The organism is Paenibacillus amylolyticus (assembly GCF_001570725.1).
Taxonomy (GTDB): Bacteria; Bacillota; Bacilli; order Paenibacillales; family Paenibacillaceae; genus Paenibacillus; species Paenibacillus amylolyticus_A.
Genome location: NZ_BCNV01000005.1, coordinates 613892 through 630040, shown reverse-complemented (window position 1 = coordinate 630040; position 16149 = coordinate 613892). Strand labels below are relative to the sequence as shown.

The following is a 16149-nucleotide window of genomic DNA, read 5'->3' as shown; positions in this document are numbered from 1 at the left end:
CTTGCTAAACCGTAAACGTCTGTCGTACCTGTGTATGGCAACTACCCTGCGTCCAGACTACGTAGCGCAACGAGCAAACTTCCAGCGATCAGATCCAACTCCTCCTCGGTGGTGACAAACGGTGGGGAGATCGTCAAAATGTTTGCAAAACCCGGTACGGTATCGCCGTTCTTGCCAATCAGGATACCGTCCCTTTTACAACTGGCGAGCACCTTCATTACTTTATCCGCCTCCGCAGGAGATCCGTCTGCTTCAATCAACTCCACCCCACAGGCGAATCCGAACGAACGGATGTCCCCCACAACGGACAGCTCCAGCAGTGGCTCCAGCTTCTCACGAAGCAGGTATCCCAATTCTTCCGCCCGGCTGACCAGATTCTCTCGTTCCAGAATCTCCAGATTCGCCAGTGCCACCCGGCAGGAAACGGGATTCCCGCCAAAGGTATTCACATGGCGAAAATGGGCATCCGGTCCGGGTTCCCGGAACGTGTCATACAGATCGGCTCGCACGGCCGTTGCTGATAATGGCGAATAGGCGCTGGTCATGCCTTTTGCCATCGTCACAATGTCTGGCTGTACGCCATAGTTCTGATGACCAAACTTCTGCCCAGAGCGGCCAAAACCGCAGATTACCTCATCTACAATGAGCAGCACGCCATAGCGCTGACAGATTTCTTGTACGGTACGCATATAATCCGGCGGGGGCACAATCATGCCGCCTCCTGTGATTACCGGCTCCATAATTACTGCGGCAACCGTCTCAGGACCTTCCCAACGAATCACCTCTTCATAGATGGTTGCACATTCGAGTCCGCATCCATCCTTGTTTCGTCCAAACGGACAGCGGTAGCAATACGGTGGCGGAACATGAGAGAAACCCACGCCGAGCGGCTCGTATTTGATCTTGCGGGCGGCTTGCCCGGTGGCGCCCAGCGCTCCCATGGAGTTACCGTGATAGGCACGGTGACGGGAGATGAATTTGTGCCGAGTAGGCTCACCATTCTGATGGTGGTACTGACGGGCTATTTTGAAAGCCACCTCATTCGCATCTGAACCCGAGTTGGAGAAAAATATTCGATACTCCCCCTCAAGCCATTCATTCAGCTTCTCCGCCAGCAAAATCGCCGGTTCGTGACTCTGCGTCATCGGTACATAAGCGAGTGCTTTCATCTGTTCGTAGGCACTCCGCGCAATCTCTTCACGGCCATGCCCCACATTCACACACCACAGTCCAGACATCGCATCCAGATAACGTGTACCATCCTGATCGGTGATCCAGCTGCCCTCCCCACTTACTGCAATCATCGGATGATCGTTATGAGGCGAGATGTGATGCCATACGTATTTGCGATCCTTCTCCAGCCATTCTTCCTTCGTACCGCCAAGCGGCTGCGGCTGCTGATCCACAGAACTCATTCGTCATCCTCCTTCTATAAGCTGATCCAATATGCTTTACACTTGCCCACTCCGATTGCAGTACCATCTTCCGATGCAGCTTTCTTTCAGAAAGCTTTTAGCGCACGCTTCGCTTCTTCAGATTGGTTCTGCACTCTTCGTTCTCGTGTAAATGTTGGTCCACGCTTATTTCACCGCTTCTTCATAGATAATTTTCTCCAGCGCTTCATCCAGATCGGCAGCTTTTTTGATCAGCCCATAATTCAGTGCAATATCTGCAGTTCGGGCAAATGACTCATCCACAAAACTACCGACTTGCTGCTCCGTAAACCCTTCCGGGCGAATCAGCTTCGCAATCTCTTCCAGCATCGTTACCTGATGCTCGCGGGTGGTGCTCCCATCCGTCACATTACTCATCACGATATCCACTGTCTCATTTTGATTGTCGATGGCGTAATTCCAGCCTTTCAAAATGGCACGGGTCACTTTGACCGCAAGCTCACGGTTGCTGTCTACCCAATCCTTCTTGGCAATCAGCGTATCCTCCAGCATGCCAACACCGGCATCTTCAATGTTGAACACATCCAGATCGGATTCTTTCGTTCCACTTTCCAGTACCACGTGATATTCGTTATAGATCGTCGCCGTCGCCACATCTACCTGATCGTTGAAAAACTGATCCATTGTGAATCCCTGCTTCACCAATTCAATATCTTTCTTCGGATCTAGGCCATTCTTCTCCATGAACGCGAGCACCTGAAACTGCTGACTGCCGAACCAGGTACTGACCTTCTTACCTTTCATCTGAGCCGGATCAGTAATGCCTAGAGACTTCTTGGCGATCAAGCGATAGCTACTCTTTTGTGAGATTTGGGCGAGCGAGACGAGCGGCAGACCGTTGTCCCGGCTGACCAGCAGACTATCTACTCCTGTGATCCCCACATCGGCCGCGCCATTGACCACCTGCTGCTCAATCACGATATCCGGACCACCCGGAATAATCTCGGCATCAATGCCTTCATCTGCAAAAAAACCTTTTTCCTTCGCTGCATAGATCCCGGCAAACTGCGCCTGCGGCACCCATTTCAGCTGAATTTTAACTTTGGTTAAGGGTTTATCTGCTTCTCCCGACCCTCCTGAACTCGCAGCGACAGGCTCAGCCGACGGCTCGGACTTCGTAGAACATGCGCTCAGCATCGTAACAACCAACAGGACCAACACCAGCAAACCCGGCTTCAACGTTTTGTACATGTACAGAACAACCCCCTGTGTATATACGATTTTTCAATCAGGTAGTGTGAGGCTCTACTCACCAGCCCTATCAATCTATGGTTGATACCCTGATGTACGTTAGTGATCTGTGCGTACACGATTCCACGGAATGATTCGCTTTTCTGCCAGAACAACCGCTTCATACAGCACAATACCGAGCGCGGCGGCGATGACAATACAGGACCAGGCCAAGGGCATGTTCGCCAGTCGGATCTGATCCGAGAGCAAGTACCCGAGCCCCTGGGAGGCGATGAAAAATTCACCCACAATGGCCCCGATAATACTAGTCGACATATTGATTTTCAGACCGGCAAAGAGGAAAGGCAGGGCATGAGGCAGTCTCAGCTTCCAAAAAAACTGCATCCTACTCGCGGCAAGGCCACTCAACAGATCACTGTACTGCGGCTGGATGGAAGTCAGCCCTTTAAAGAGGCTGACAGCCATCGCTGCCATCGTAATCACCGTGACTACTGCAATACGGGACCAGATCCCGTCACCGAACCAATTGTTCATAATCGGGGCAAGGGCCACAATCGGAACTGCGTTCAGTGCCGACAAAACCGTAACCGCCGCCCTGCCGCTTGTTGGGAAGAATGATGCGCCCGCTGCCGCTAGAGCACCCAACAGGGAACCGAGCAGGAAGCCACCCAACATTTCGGTTCCGCTGTACATCGCATATCGAAAGAGCATATTGGCATTTTCCTGAATGGATATCGCAATCGCAGAAGGCACAGGCAGTTGGTAGCTTTCCAGCGAGAATATCCAATGAAACAACCTGAGCTGCCAGAGAGCGAGAAACATCACGCCTGCACCCCAAGGAAGCATGCTCAGTACAATCGAGCGCCCGCGAACGCCGGTGCCCGATCTGGCCTTTTCGGTTTGTCCCTGTTGTCCATGAATTTCCGATCCGGAAGCAGATGTCATCTGTGAACCCGTGAGGGGCGCAGCTGTTCCAGTTACAGCAGCAATTGCCACACCTTCATCACGCTTCCGTTGCAAAACTCTACCTTCACTCATGTGGCATCACCTCCTTTGGCCCTGAATTCAGGCTGCCAGGGGGTTAGCCAACGCTCAGCCAGACTGATGACCAGATACGAGATCAAGCCAATGCCAATGCTAAGCATGATGGTGGCCCAGAACATGCCAACTTGGGCATGACCGTAATATAACGAACTGACCATCAGGACGCCGAGTCCGTCGGGAGCGCCCATCAATTCCACAACGATGGAGGAAGTCACTGCGAGCGGAGCAGCTATTTTCATACCAGAAAATAGTCCCGGTAGTGCTGAGGGAAGCAGACATTTGATATATCGCGCAGTCAGTGAAGCACCACAGGAACGCATCAACTCCAGGTGCTCTGGTGCTGCACTTTTCAATCCTTTTAACGTATGGATAATGATCGGGAAGAAAGTGACATACGCGGCCATAACAATCCGCGCCCACTCCGCGTTGTGGATGATGCCGTACACGATTGGTGCGAGACCAATAACCGGAACCATCTGTGAGGAGACAACATATGGCGATAACGTGCGCTCCAGCCAGACGGCACCGCTCATGAGTAGAGCCAGGCCCAAACCCAGCAGCGTTCCCCCTGCAAAACCGATGGCTGCATTGCCAAAGGTGACAGCCCCCTGCTCTGCCAGCGTACCCGAGTAGCGAAACAAGGCAGTAAGGACATCGTGCAGATAAGGAAGGCGGGATGCCGCCTGTTGAGGTGACAGGAACAATTGGAGCATCCAGGCGGCTGCTTCCCACAGTACCAATACCGCTATAATCCAAATGACAACCCAGGAACGATAACCCGGTTTAAAGAATCGCAGGGACATGAGATTCATCACGCTCCTCGTAGAAGCAGTTGCGGATGGTCGTAATCATGTGGTAGAAAGCTTCCGTTTCTCTCAGTTCACTATGACGTTCGGAAGGCAGGTTGACGGAATGAATGGAATGCACCTGCCCTGGATGCGCCGAGAGCACAATGATTCGGTCGGACAGAAATACGGCTTCGGGGATGCTATGTGTGACAAAGAGGAAGGTCTTGCCTGTTGAGCGCTTGATCTCAAGCAGCTCCAATTGAAGTTTTTCTTTGGTGAATTCGTCCAGGGCCGAAAAGGGTTCATCCATGAGCAGCAATGGCGGATCAAGTGCAAGGGCACGTGCAATGGATACTCGTTGCTGCATCCCTCCACTGAGCTGCCATGGATAATGGTCGGCGAAGCGGGTGAGCCCCACCATTTCAAGCAGTTCACTGCTAATGCGGCGGCACTCCTTACGGCGGGTACCCAGCAGCTCCAAGGGCAATTCCACATTGTGACGAACGGTGCGCCAATCGAACAAAGCAGGTGTCTGGAAGACGATGCCGAACTGCCGCTGTAGCCGAGCCCGCTCAGGCTCTTGGCCTGCAATTCGAACGGTGCCTGAGGTGGGCTGAAGTAGATCACCTACCAGCCGGAGCAAGGTCGACTTGCCACAGCCGGAAGGACCCAGCAGAGAGACAAACTCATTAGACTGGATCTGGAATGTAACATCCGACAAGGCAGTGACTTGTTGTGACCCTGTACCAAAGACAACGGACACATGATCAACATCAATATGACAGGCTTCGGGGACTGTAGCTGAGGATATGGAGGACATGGGCATTCTCCTTTGTGGGAAGTTGTTTTCATTGCACACCAAGGCTGAATGGGAGGTTTATATACACGAACGTAACAGGTTTTGCTTGTTAGATAATACTATATCGCTTTGGGCGGGGATTACATTATACAGTGTGTTTTGAGTATGGGCCTGTTTATGTTACACAATGTAAAATGAGATGGATTCTCAGAGACATCCATGTGAGTTTCCTTGATAGATAGCTAACATAAATTTCACCTAACAACAAACGCACGATCATTTGTATTTATTGAATAAATATTCGGAAAATATGACATATGCCCTCGTATTCTTGTTCGTTTTCTTGTATAAAGATTGAATAGACGTACAAGGACTTCCACCACTACGTGAGTCACGGCTCTTGAATGATGAAGGCGGTACCATTCTTCCGGATCAACCACTACGCAGGAGTGTCCAAAGATCAGTAGAACAAAGCTTTCTAATCCAGAAATCGGGGTGGTCATGATGTTTGATTGGCTGGGATGGAGAAAAGGATTGCCGCTGTGGCGATCGTATCGGTTGAACGCACATATGAAGGAAGATGTGGAACAGATTTTTGAGGGGATTGCCGAAACGAGACGGCAGCTCATGATGGACTGGGCAGATGAACAATGGAATCACCTGGATCGTTTGCTTCATCAAATACAGTCCGTTCGACCACAAGATGTACTGCCAGGTTCATCTCATATAAGTAAACTAGATACATGGTTTCAATCCAGTTATATTCGAGCCGTTGATAGTACGGAGCTATTTATGCTGAACGAACAGAATCAGGTGGTATTCTCTACATATAAGAAACATATTGGACAGATCTATGCAGATTACGAAGCTTTGATTGGACCAGGATTGAATTACTCCCGAGCAGATATTCATGGGAAAAAGTGTTTGTATGGCCCTTATTCCGATCCACTGACGTTGGATATTGGACCACGCTCGTCCGCTTTTCACGATGATGTCACCTTGCTGTTTATCAACCCCATTCTACAGGAAGGTCGATATGTTGGTTCATTATGCAGCCGTGTTCCCGGAGATGTCCTGGGTGACCTGATTCAACGTGAATCAGGCCATATCTATCCCGATTCTGGTGACAACTATCTCTTTATGGCTGAGTCAAAATTACGGCCCCATCTGCAGCCCGGCACCGCCTTGTCCCGAAGCCGCTTCGAGGATCGTACATTTACACATGGGGAAAATTTGAAAGATGGTGTCACCACCGAATGGGGTATCGTTTCCGTTAAGGAGCATACGGAGCTGGAGCTCATGTTCACCGATCCATCGACTGGCCAGCTACACCCCGGAGTAGCGAACACCATTCAGAATGGCTCTAATCTGTTCGTTGCCTTTCCCGGCTACTCGGATTACCGCCATATCTCTGTCATTGGCAAAGGCATTACCTTTCAGTTGCCACACTGTCCTGATCGTTGGGGCATGATGTGTGAGGGGGATCTGGAGGAAGTATACCGGATACGGAGCATCGGCTGGCGTCAGTTCAAGCAACACAGTCTCTTCACGCTCTTGTCAGGCGTTGCAGGAGCGGCCCTTGTCTATGCCCTTACTGGCAGTGGATGGAGTGCGGCAGCAATGGCGGCTTTTAATGTGCTGTTTGGATTCTTCACTGCATTACAGCTGCATCGCAGCCACTATCGACGGGTTCATGATGACTTGCGCCGCATCAGCCGATTTATTCGAATCAATGCCGAAGGAAAAGGTGATCTGACTCAGCGCCTGAACACGTCTGATTTTGCCCAAGACGAATCAGGTGAACTGGCGAAGTGGATCAATAACATGATTGATTCTCTGGAAGGCATTATGCTGAAAGTACAACTTGCCACGGTAGACGTTATGGACAACCAGTATCAGATGCGAACCTCAACAGAGACAACCCAGGGTACGACTGAACGTGTGAACTACAAGCTGGGTTCGATGATTCAGGCCATTCGCACCCAACTGGAAGATCTCGATCAGGCCAAGATCGCTGCCGATCACATGCGCATAACGCTGCAACAACTGGAGACCTCTGCTACCGAACAGATCAGCGTGGCTCAACAGGAAGTGGAACGAATCGGCGACAAAATGACCCAAATCTCCGGAGCGGTGTCCGATACCAACCGTACCATCCTGTCCTTCATGGACACGATGAAAGAGATTTACCGTGCACTGGCTGTCATTGATGAAATTTCAGCTCAGACCAACCTGCTCGCTCTGAATGCTACCATTGAAGCTGCACGCGTGGGCGAACATGGCCAAGGGTTCTCGGTCGTGGCGGGTGAAATCCGTAAGCTGGCCGACTTATCCCGCTCTTCCACTGAAAATATCCATCAGATTCTGGACCGAATCTCAACTGCAGCAGGAGCGGCGTCCCAATTAATCACAGAGGGAGATCAGGTGCTGGCTGAAGGAACGACACTGGTTCAGGCCGCTTCGCAACTTCTGCAAAATGCTACCGCTGAAGAACCTGAGCGCACGCAAGTCGTGGATCAGGTGGTCATGCTGATGGAGAATATTGCTGCAATCAGCCATCAAAATCGGGCGACTTCCGCTGAGGTAGAAGCAGAGATGATGGAGCTGATCCGTGATATGTTACAGGTTCAGCATTCTTCGCATAATGTGGAAGCCATTACGGTCTTTCTGCAACAACTCGTGGGACAATTCCATCTGAATCACCCCGCCAAAAATGCTGTCATCTGACGTCATCGTTGACGCGGATTGGAGAAATAGCTAAAATTTGATGCAACTGTTCCTTTTGAAATTGTCGTATCATTTATAATAGAAGATTTCCAATCTGAACCGATGAAAGGGTGGTCTGCATGGAACTGCTTCAGGATTCATTTGGCCGGATACATGACTACATCCGTATTTCTGTTACGGACCGCTGTAATTTACGCTGTGTGTATTGCATGCCTGCAGAGGGTATGGAGTTTGCTCCACATGATGAGATTATGAGCTACGAAGAGATCGCACAGGTGCTGAAGGTGCTTGCTCCGATGGGTATGCGTAAAGTTCGGCTCACTGGGGGCGAACCGCTGGTGCGCAAGGATCTGCACAAGCTCGTCGGCATGATCTCGGCGATCGACGGGATTGACGATATTGCACTCACAACCAACGCTCTTCTACTAGATAAGCAAGCTCAGGCATTGAAAGACGCGGGATTGAACCGAATTAACATCAGTCTGGATTCACTGCGGGCTGATCGCTTCTCCATGATTACTCGCGGCGGAGATGTGAACAAGGTACTGAAAGGCATTGAAGCTGCAACTGCCGCTGGCCTTGCTCCGATCAAGCTGAATGTCGTACTGATGAAGGGTATCAACGATGATGAGATCAAGGATTTTATTGCAATGACCATCGATCAGCCTCTTCATGTGCGTTTCATTGAATATATGCCGATTGGACAGGCATCGGATTCGTGGCGCAAATCCTATTTGCCACTGGAAGCCGTCACAGATGTATGCACTGAAGCGGGTTGGGCGGTTGAGAATACAACAGGCCCTGCGGGGAATGGCCCCTCACGTAATATGAAAATTGTAGGCTCCGAAGGCACTTTCGGATTGATTCATCCCGTGAGCGATCACTTCTGTGACAATTGCAATCGACTTCGGCTGACCGCTGACGGACATATCAAAGCCTGCCTGTACTGGTCGGATGAGTATAATGTTCGTCGCTTCGTGGATGATCCAAATGCCATGGCTGCGCTTTTCCTTAAAGCGCTGGGTACGAAACCAAAGAACCATGAGATGGCTCTGGCTCTGGAACAAAAAATGCAATCCCACACGCCGACGGTACGGCGCATGTCCCAGATTGGCGGATAGCAACCGTACGCAATATAACTCAACAGTGTATTTCTGGGTACGGATATATATCTCTACTGTCAGGATCATCCCTGCACACAACGAATGAGGTAATACTGGGGCGATGAACCCTTACGTCAATCAGCATTCATAACGTGAAGTGGAGCGTGTCACAAGGAATAGGTGAATACCCGAAGCAGACAAGAACATCACGTTCTCGTCTGCTTTTTCGTTATTTTTTCATATTTTTCTGAAAATTATCAATTCTGCTGTTTCATTTGTTAAAAATGAAAGTAATATACGTTATGCCCTTGTTGGGTCTTCAAGATTCTGATAATTCTGACGATGTATATACAATACATCTAGATGATATGCACACATAGGAGATGACCTTATTGAACATTGTTGAAGCACTCGTTGCAGCAAGCCCGTATTTTAAAATTATGCTGAAAGAACACGATATCATGATTGCAGTAACCGATACCGAGAAGTTCTGGTATTATGTTCCGAGCAACGAGCTTGATCTGGGTATCAAAGCAGGAGATATCATCTCACCTGATGACCCCACACTCCGCCGAGCCCTGATACATGGCGAGACTTCAGCCAATCGCATTGATGCTAAATTTTATGGCACCTCCATTGTCTCGGCAGCTACTCCGCTTCGGGATGAGCAAGGAAATATCGCGGGCGCACTTGCCATCGGCTTCTCCCTTCAGAATGAGGAAAAACTGGAGCACTTCACCGAGCTGATCGGCGGGATCAGCGGCAGACTGACCGATATGGTACAGACAGTAGCTGCTCAATCTGAGCAATTGACGGCCTCCTCCACGCAAATCTTGGACAATACGCGCATGGCTGTGCAGAACTCAGGTGAAGTGAACAAGGTCGCCGCATTCATCCGTGAAATCTCAGAACAGACCAATCTGTTAGGCCTGAATGCGGCCATCGAAGCAGCCCGAGCCGGCGAAGCAGGCGCAGGGTTCAGCGTCGTTGCATCCGAAGTGCGTAAACTTTCTACAGGTACCAAAGAAGCTACGGTGAATATTGAACGTTCCTTGAAGGATGTTCAGCATTCCATTCAGCAGATGGAGCAAGAGATCACATCGATCTCACAGTCTAGCAACCAACAGGCTGTGATGGTAACCGAGTTCAGCGAGGTCATTGATCAGTTGAACAGTGTAAGCCGTGATCTGAAAGTGTTTATTGAATCCATGCTGCTGAAGGCAGAATAGATCCGATTACGATGACCTTAACTCAAATGACTAACCATATATATGTGATGCAATATCGAGCACTACATGTTCCAACTCAATAATTAGATCAGCAAGCTATGCTGATCACCAAATTCAGCACTCACATTGAACTCCCCTCGCGATTACGTCACGGGGAGTTTTTTTATTTTAAGATGAGCCATATCCCGGTCCTTCTATGAATAAATGAGCTTCCACAGCATCATACATGCCAGCCCGACCATGACCACAGCGGACAACCGATTGAACACCAGACTGATGCGTCCAGTTCGATCCGTTCTGCCAATCACCCTGCCCGCACCTGCAAGTCCCATGAACCATATCCACGATACAGCTGCGGCTGTCAGGGCAAAATAGATGCGCTCCACCCCTTCATACTGAAGTGAACTGGTGCCAATTACGGCAACCGTGTCCAGCAGAGCATGGGGATTGAGTAAAGATACCGATGCGGCGAACGCAATCTGTCGCCCTGCTGACATTACCGTCTGCGAACCTTCCACGGATTCGGACGACCTCCAGATACTCCATGCCATATATAGCAGAAACAGGCTTCCTACTGCATACAACACATTCGCCAGAACTGGCCATTGCAGTAAAATGAGCGATACCCCTCCGACGGCTGCCCCGATCAATAACGTATCACTGACCCCTGCCGTTATTACAGCAGGCAGGGCATCAATATAACGCCTTTGTCTCATGCCTTGGTTAAAAATAAATACATTCTGCACACCCAGTGGCAAAATCAGACCAAACGCCAGAATCACTGCGTGAATAACAACCTCCATCGTGCTTCCCCCTTATCTCTGTATTCCATAGTAGGGGAGATCATCCCTGACGTAACCAACCACTTGGATGGCATCAGACCCAACCAAATGATATAGTGTTGATTACAAAGACAAACGGAGGTGATTCTGCCAGTTATGGAACGTTCTGATTCTCGGCTAAACATGGGGTGGAAGCCGAACCCTTCTCTCGACTTGCCCTTGTATCGGCAGATTGAAGCCTATGTTCGGCAGAAAATCACAACGGGCGAATGGTCAGCAGGCTACCGTCTCCCCTCACAGCGAATATGGGCTGAATCCATGGGGATAAACCGTAGTACATTGGTCACTGCCCTGGGTAACCTGGCTGCCGCTGGTCTGATTGAGGCCAGACATGGTGGGGGAACATATATCTCCGGCTCTGGTTGGCATGGCATGGCCCACGGAGCCATGCCCAACTGGAATGAAGCCATTGAGGAGGGCTGGTATTATCCCAACCTGCCCGAGATCCAGCAGATTAATCAGGCTGAATTCCGGCCTGGCATCATACGTCTTGGTACAGGGGAGCTTGCCCCGGAGCTGATGCCTCAGGATGCTTTTAACGACATTCTGTATGCCCTGTCCCATCGTTCTCGTACACTCAACTACCTGGAACCTCAAGGAAGCCTAGAGCTTCGTGAGGCTTTATCCGTCCATTTGCAGACTACTGGCATTCAAGCCTCTCCAGATTCCATACTGATCGTATCCGGCTCTCTTCAGGCGCTACACTTGATTTCGGTCGGACTTCTCCCTCGCGGATCAGCAGTTCTGTTGGAAAAACCGTCGTATCTCTATTCCATTCACGCCTTTCAGTCAGCAGGGTTGAAAATGAGTGGCATCCCGATGGATGACGAAGGCCTACACATTGCACGCCTGGAGGATGCTGCGCAGCATGTCAAAGATCAAGATCACATCTCGCTTCTCTACACGATCCCGAGCTTTCACAATCCCACCGGCTCTGTGATGCGTGATCACCGCCGGGAAGAACTGATGACCACCGCTCGGACATTAGGCATCTCCATACTGGAGGATGCTGCCTACAGTGATCTGTGGCTGGATACACCTCCTCCGTCATCGCTGAAGGCGCGTGATCAGGAAGGACGGGTGCTGCATATGGGCACTCTGTCAAAGGCAGTCAGTCCCGGCCTGCGCCTCGGATGGCTGGTTGGGCCAGAGCCGGTCATACGCCGTCTCGCAGATATCAAGATGCAGACCGATTATGGCACCAGTTCACTCGCCCAAGAAGCCGCTGCCCTGTGGTTCGCCGAAGGACATCATGCAGGACATATGGAACGCCTTCGCCCTGAACTTCGCAAACGAAGAGACTTCATGCTGGATCAGTTGCAACAGCACTTTCATGACATTGCGGAGTGGGAAATGCCCGCTGGCGGGTTTTACATCTGGCTGCAATTCACTGTCTCTCCGCTCTCTATCCGCGAATTGTTCCATACCTGTCTGGAGCAGGATGTACTTATCCACCCGGGCTATCTGTATGACCGGTTAGATGCGAGTCACATTCGGCTGTCTTACGCATATGCTTCCCCCGAAGAGATGGAGCGTGGACTGCAATGCCTCGCAGCAGCTGTCCGTAAGCTTCTGATTTCTGGCTCCTGAGTTCATAACGCAAACAGCCTTGACCTGAAAGGACCATGTCCTTCAGATCAGGGCTATTAGCGTACGTTTCCTAAGTGTATTCGAATACCAATAGCGCGTAGTTACCCGCGAAGCTGAGGTATACTTTCGAATGTTTTACCCCTTTACAGCACCCTCCGCAATACCTTCCATAATGAACTTCTGGAAGAACGCATAGATCAGGATAACCGGAATCGCAGTCAGTACCAGGGAGGACAGAATCAACGGCCATTCCTTGTTGTATTCCCCAAACAGCATGTTCGTGGACAGAATCAGCGTATAACGATTCACATCGGTCAGCATGAGCAGTGGCAACAAGAAGTCATTCCAGATCCACAGGAAGTCCAGAATCGCGATGGTGACTGTGATCGGAAGCAAGAGCGGGAAAATAATCTGGAAGAACGTCTGGAACTCATTACATCCGTCAATCTGAGCCGATTCTTCCAATTCACGCGGAATGGACTTCACAAACCCGTGATAGAGGAAGATTGCCATGTTCACACCAAGCCCAATATAGATCAGGGCCAAACCGTACGTGCTTCCCTGTACACCCATGCCTTTGGCTACCCGTGTCAGCGGAATCATGATCGAGTGGAATGGCACCAGCATGGATGCAACAAACAGGAAGAAGATCAGATTGCTCAACCGGCCGGAGGTACGTGACAGCTTGTATCCCGCCAGTGAGGCACAGAAGACGATTCCCCCGATCCCCAGAAAGGATACAATTGCCGAGTTCATGGAACTGCCCAACAGATTGATTTTGTTAAACGCGTCCGAATAATTCTCCCAGTGCAACGTTGTTGGCAGCGCGATAAAGGACTGGAACATCTCACCTTGTGTTTTGAAAGAGTTCACCACCGCCATGTAGATCGGCAGCATGGCCACGAGAGAGCCCAGAATCAGCAGCAGTCGAATCAGATAGCTGTTCAGTCGTTGCATCCTCATGCTTCCACCTCTTTCTTCTTCATGACGGTGATCTGGATGAGTGTAAAGATGAGTACGATGATGAACAGCACAACCGATTTAGCACTCGCATAGCCGTATCTGAAGTTGTTGGAGAATGCTTCTTCATAGATGTTCATCGTGATCACCTGCGTGGCCCGGCCTGGTCCACCACCAGTCAGTCCATACACCACTTCGAACACCTTGAATGCTCCGTTCAGCGTCAGGAAGAAACAGATGGTCACGGCATGAGTAATCATCGGCAACACCACATTGCGCAGCACCTGGAATGCGTTGGCCCCATCAATAACAGCCGCTTCCTTGAGACTTTTCGGCACACCCTGGAGAGCGGCCAGATAAATGATCATCATATACCCCACACCGTTCCAGAGCGATACGATCAAAATGGAGTAAAATGAAAACTTCGGATCACCCAGCCATTGCTGGTCGAGGAACGAAATAGCCAGTTTCTCAGCAAGCTGTGGCAGCACCTGAGAGAAGATGAAGGTCCACATGAAAGCACTGATGATCGTACTGATCATGTTAGGCATGAAGAACAGGGTCCTGAAGAGCCCTTTGCTGCGCGTCCGTGACTCAATTAATACGGCGAGCAGCAAGGCAATTCCATTTTGCAGAATCAGCATAAATATTACATATTTCATCGTGAACCACAGGGAGTTCAGAAAGTCGGGATCTTCTTTGAACAATTCCACGAAGTTGCCCAGACCAATAAAGCTGTAATCCCGATTAAGTCCGTTCCAATCCGTGAGGCTATAGAACATGCCACTAAACGTAGGGTACAGCAGGAAAATCGCATAGATGACAAAGGCAGGCGCAGTGAACGCGAGCAGTGACAGATACTTCTTGAACACATTCGTAGCCATTGGTTCTCCCCCTTTTCACTCGAAGCGGATGATTGTAAACGAGGGAACGAAGAACGTTCTGCCTGCCGTATCATCTGCTTGGAGACTGCGAAGGAATAAAGTACCGCTATATTGGTTGACAAAACTCTCAAACCGTTGAGATCTTGCCAACAGAAGCGGGTACTACATTCCTCGCAACTCCTTACTTGTTGACTTTGTTGTAGGATTTCCACGCCTTGTCGAGCGCATCGATAACCTGCTGTTGATTTAATTGCCCAGAGTAGTAGCCTTGCAACGCTTTGCCTGACTCGTCTTTCACCGCTTGAGGGATGGATGGGTCCTGATAGGCTTTACCTTCACTCACATATTTCTGGGCATCATCTACCCACGGGAAGCTCTTGAAGTCATGGATCTTGGCAACCGGATTGAACTTGAGTGCTTCATAGAATGCACTTGAATCCTTGTCATCGAGAATGTAGTTCACAAAATCGAGTGCCACTTCTTTATTCTTGCTTGTTGACGATACCGCCAGTGAAGTAGAGGTACTCAGATTGATTTTGGTATCATCCGGATTGTCATTGATCGGCATTGGTGCTACACCAAAGTTCAAGTCCGGATTGGACTTCAGGATCGTTTCGGCAAACCATGGTCCCTGAATCCACATTGCGGCGCTTCCTGAAGCGAAGGCTGCTGAACCATCATCTCCGCCCACTTCCAAAGCTTTGTCCGTTCCATTGGCATTGACCAGATCGAAGATATCGAACAATGCTTTCATATCTGAGAAGGAGCCTTGATCCTGATTCATCTTGTCTACGAAGTCTTTGTGCTCCGACTGCGTTAATGCCCCCACAGTGAGTGGCAGGAATAATTGCGGAATCCAGGATTCTTTGTAGGACAGTTCAAACGGTGTGATGTTGGCTGCTTTGAGTTTCTCCACGACCGCTTTCATTTCCGTTAAAGTCGTCGGTACTTCCAGCCCCTGCTCTTCAAAAATATCTTTATTGTACAGATAGCCCCATGATAACGTTTCCAATGGAACAGCCAAGACTTTGCCCTCCGCATCCGTTACGGAAGGTTTGACTGAATCCAGCAACTTCTCTACAAAAGGTTGGCCCGACAGATCTTCCAGATACCCAGCTTTGCTGAATGGTGGAATCTCGTTGACCGCATGCAGAGCGAACACATCCGGTGCATCATTGGAGGCGAGTCGTGTCTTCAGAATCTGAGGTGCATTGTCCGCTGGTGGCATTTCCAGTTGCACGTTCACCTCAATGTTTTTCTCTGCTTTCTCCTTGGCTTTGAACTGTTCTATATATTTATCGTAATGTTCTTTCAGCCGAGGTTGTGCAACGAATACTTTGAGTGATACCGTGCTGCCTGATGCCGATTCTTCCTGCCCATTGTCCGTTCCTGCATTGGAGCCGCAACCTGCGAGCAGAACACTGACCAGTACCGCACTTGCTACGCTTTTCCATACTTTCATCTCTTATGACCTCCCGGTGTGTAACTGGTTTGTCTTTCATAGGCTCATTATATATCAGAAAATGAAAGCGCTTCAT

Annotated in this window: 13 protein-coding genes; 4 read left to right on the top strand and 9 right to left on the bottom strand. The window is 50.0% G+C overall.

Annotation, left to right across the window (positions count from 1 at the left end; translation table 11 throughout):
- Positions 1-41 precede the first annotated feature (41 nt).
- The 5 genes from PAHA3_RS22685 to PAHA3_RS22665 form a co-directional block, all read right to left on the bottom strand.
- Entirely contained in the window at positions 42-1415 is a 1374-nt protein-coding gene (locus PAHA3_RS22685; protein ID WP_062836923.1) for an aspartate aminotransferase family protein, read from the bottom strand.
- Between the two features lie 165 nt (positions 1416-1580).
- A complete protein-coding gene (locus PAHA3_RS22680) occupies positions 1581-2645 on the bottom strand; it encodes an ABC transporter substrate-binding protein (protein ID WP_062836922.1) in 1065 nt (354 codons plus the stop codon).
- 99 nt (positions 2646-2744) lie between these two features.
- Positions 2745-3683 carry an ABC transporter permease gene (locus tag PAHA3_RS22675; protein ID WP_235599533.1) on the bottom strand — a complete coding sequence of 313 codons (939 nt, stop codon included), beginning with the start codon at positions 3681-3683 and terminating at the stop codon, positions 2745-2747.
- Positions 3680-4492 carry an ABC transporter permease gene (locus tag PAHA3_RS22670; RefSeq protein ID WP_062836921.1) on the bottom strand — a complete coding sequence of 271 codons (813 nt, stop codon included), beginning with the start codon at positions 4490-4492 and terminating at the stop codon, positions 3680-3682. The genes PAHA3_RS22675 and PAHA3_RS22670 overlap by 4 nt, the downstream gene beginning before the upstream one ends.
- Entirely contained in the window at positions 4473-5297 is an 825-nt protein-coding gene (locus PAHA3_RS22665) for an ABC transporter ATP-binding protein (RefSeq protein ID WP_062836920.1), read from the bottom strand. Before PAHA3_RS22665 ends, PAHA3_RS22670 begins: the two co-directional genes overlap by 20 nt.
- 483 nt (positions 5298-5780) lie before the next feature.
- Here PAHA3_RS22665 and PAHA3_RS22660 point away from each other — a divergent pair, with 483 nt between their 5' ends.
- The 3 genes from PAHA3_RS22660 to PAHA3_RS31170 all read left to right on the top strand — a co-directional run bounded on the left by PAHA3_RS22660 (position 5781) and on the right by PAHA3_RS31170 (position 10335).
- The gene (locus PAHA3_RS22660) at positions 5781-8003 is read left to right on the top strand and encodes a methyl-accepting chemotaxis protein (protein ID WP_062836919.1); all 2223 of its coding nucleotides are present in this window, start codon (positions 5781-5783) and stop codon (positions 8001-8003) included.
- A gap of 119 nt (positions 8004-8122) precedes the next feature.
- Positions 8123-9124 carry a GTP 3',8-cyclase MoaA gene (moaA, locus tag PAHA3_RS22655; RefSeq protein ID WP_062836918.1) on the top strand — a complete coding sequence of 334 codons (1002 nt, stop codon included), beginning with the start codon at positions 8123-8125 and terminating at the stop codon, positions 9122-9124.
- 374 nt (positions 9125-9498) lie between these two features.
- Positions 9499-10335 (top strand): methyl-accepting chemotaxis protein, encoded by an 837-nt coding sequence (locus tag PAHA3_RS31170; RefSeq protein WP_062836917.1) that lies wholly within the window; start codon positions 9499-9501, stop codon positions 10333-10335.
- A 194-nt stretch (positions 10336-10529) separates the two neighbouring features.
- Here the strand turns inward: PAHA3_RS31170 and PAHA3_RS22645 are convergent, their stop codons facing one another.
- Entirely contained in the window at positions 10530-11138 is a 609-nt protein-coding gene (locus tag PAHA3_RS22645; protein ID WP_062836916.1) for a LysE/ArgO family amino acid transporter, read from the bottom strand.
- 135 nt (positions 11139-11273) lie between these two features.
- Here PAHA3_RS22645 and PAHA3_RS22640 point away from each other — a divergent pair, with 135 nt between their 5' ends.
- Entirely contained in the window at positions 11274-12767 is a 1494-nt protein-coding gene (locus PAHA3_RS22640) for an aminotransferase-like domain-containing protein (protein ID WP_062836915.1), read from the top strand.
- Positions 12768-12902: 135 nt separating this feature from the next.
- On the opposite strand, the gene PAHA3_RS22635 is transcribed toward PAHA3_RS22640, so the two are convergent.
- The 3 genes from PAHA3_RS22635 to PAHA3_RS22625 form a co-directional block, all read right to left on the bottom strand.
- Complete coding sequence (locus PAHA3_RS22635; protein ID WP_062836914.1) at positions 12903-13730, bottom strand: carbohydrate ABC transporter permease; 828 nt, start codon at positions 13728-13730, stop codon at positions 12903-12905.
- Complete coding sequence (locus PAHA3_RS22630; protein ID WP_062836913.1) at positions 13727-14611, bottom strand: carbohydrate ABC transporter permease; 885 nt, start codon at positions 14609-14611, stop codon at positions 13727-13729. Before PAHA3_RS22630 ends, PAHA3_RS22635 begins: the two co-directional genes overlap by 4 nt.
- Before the next feature lie 181 nt (positions 14612-14792).
- Positions 14793-16073 carry an ABC transporter substrate-binding protein gene (locus PAHA3_RS22625; RefSeq protein ID WP_062836912.1) on the bottom strand — a complete coding sequence of 427 codons (1281 nt, stop codon included), beginning with the start codon at positions 16071-16073 and terminating at the stop codon, positions 14793-14795.
- Between the last annotated feature and the right edge of the window lie 76 nt (positions 16074-16149).

Bases quoted from the DNA above. Each gene is read 5' to 3' on its own strand.
- PAHA3_RS22625 (WP_062836912.1), bottom strand. From the start codon at position 16,073: ATGAAAGTATGGAAAAGCGTAGCAAGTGCGGTACTGGTCAGTGTTCTG.
- PAHA3_RS22670 (WP_062836921.1), bottom strand. From the start codon at position 4,492: ATGTCCCTGCGATTCTTTAAACCGGGTTATCGTTCCTGGGTTGTCATT.
- PAHA3_RS22635 (WP_062836914.1), bottom strand. From the start codon at position 13,730: ATGAGGATGCAACGACTGAACAGCTATCTGATTCGACTGCTGCTGATT.
- PAHA3_RS22640 (WP_062836915.1), top strand. From the start codon at position 11,274: ATGGAACGTTCTGATTCTCGGCTAAACATGGGGTGGAAGCCGAACCCT.
- PAHA3_RS22685 (WP_062836923.1), bottom strand. From the start codon at position 1,415: ATGAGTTCTGTGGATCAGCAGCCGCAGCCGCTTGGCGGTACGAAGGAA.
- PAHA3_RS22680 (WP_062836922.1), bottom strand. From the start codon at position 2,645: ATGTACAAAACGTTGAAGCCGGGTTTGCTGGTGTTGGTCCTGTTGGTT.
- moaA (WP_062836918.1), top strand. From the start codon at position 8,123: ATGGAACTGCTTCAGGATTCATTTGGCCGGATACATGACTACATCCGT.
- PAHA3_RS22665 (WP_062836920.1), bottom strand. From the start codon at position 5,297: ATGTCCTCCATATCCTCAGCTACAGTCCCCGAAGCCTGTCATATTGAT.
- PAHA3_RS22660 (WP_062836919.1), top strand. From the start codon at position 5,781: ATGTTTGATTGGCTGGGATGGAGAAAAGGATTGCCGCTGTGGCGATCG.
- PAHA3_RS22645 (WP_062836916.1), bottom strand. From the start codon at position 11,138: ATGGAGGTTGTTATTCACGCAGTGATTCTGGCGTTTGGTCTGATTTTG.
- PAHA3_RS22675 (WP_235599533.1), bottom strand. From the start codon at position 3,683: ATGAGTGAAGGTAGAGTTTTGCAACGGAAGCGTGATGAAGGTGTGGCA.
- PAHA3_RS22630 (WP_062836913.1), bottom strand. From the start codon at position 14,611: ATGGCTACGAATGTGTTCAAGAAGTATCTGTCACTGCTCGCGTTCACT.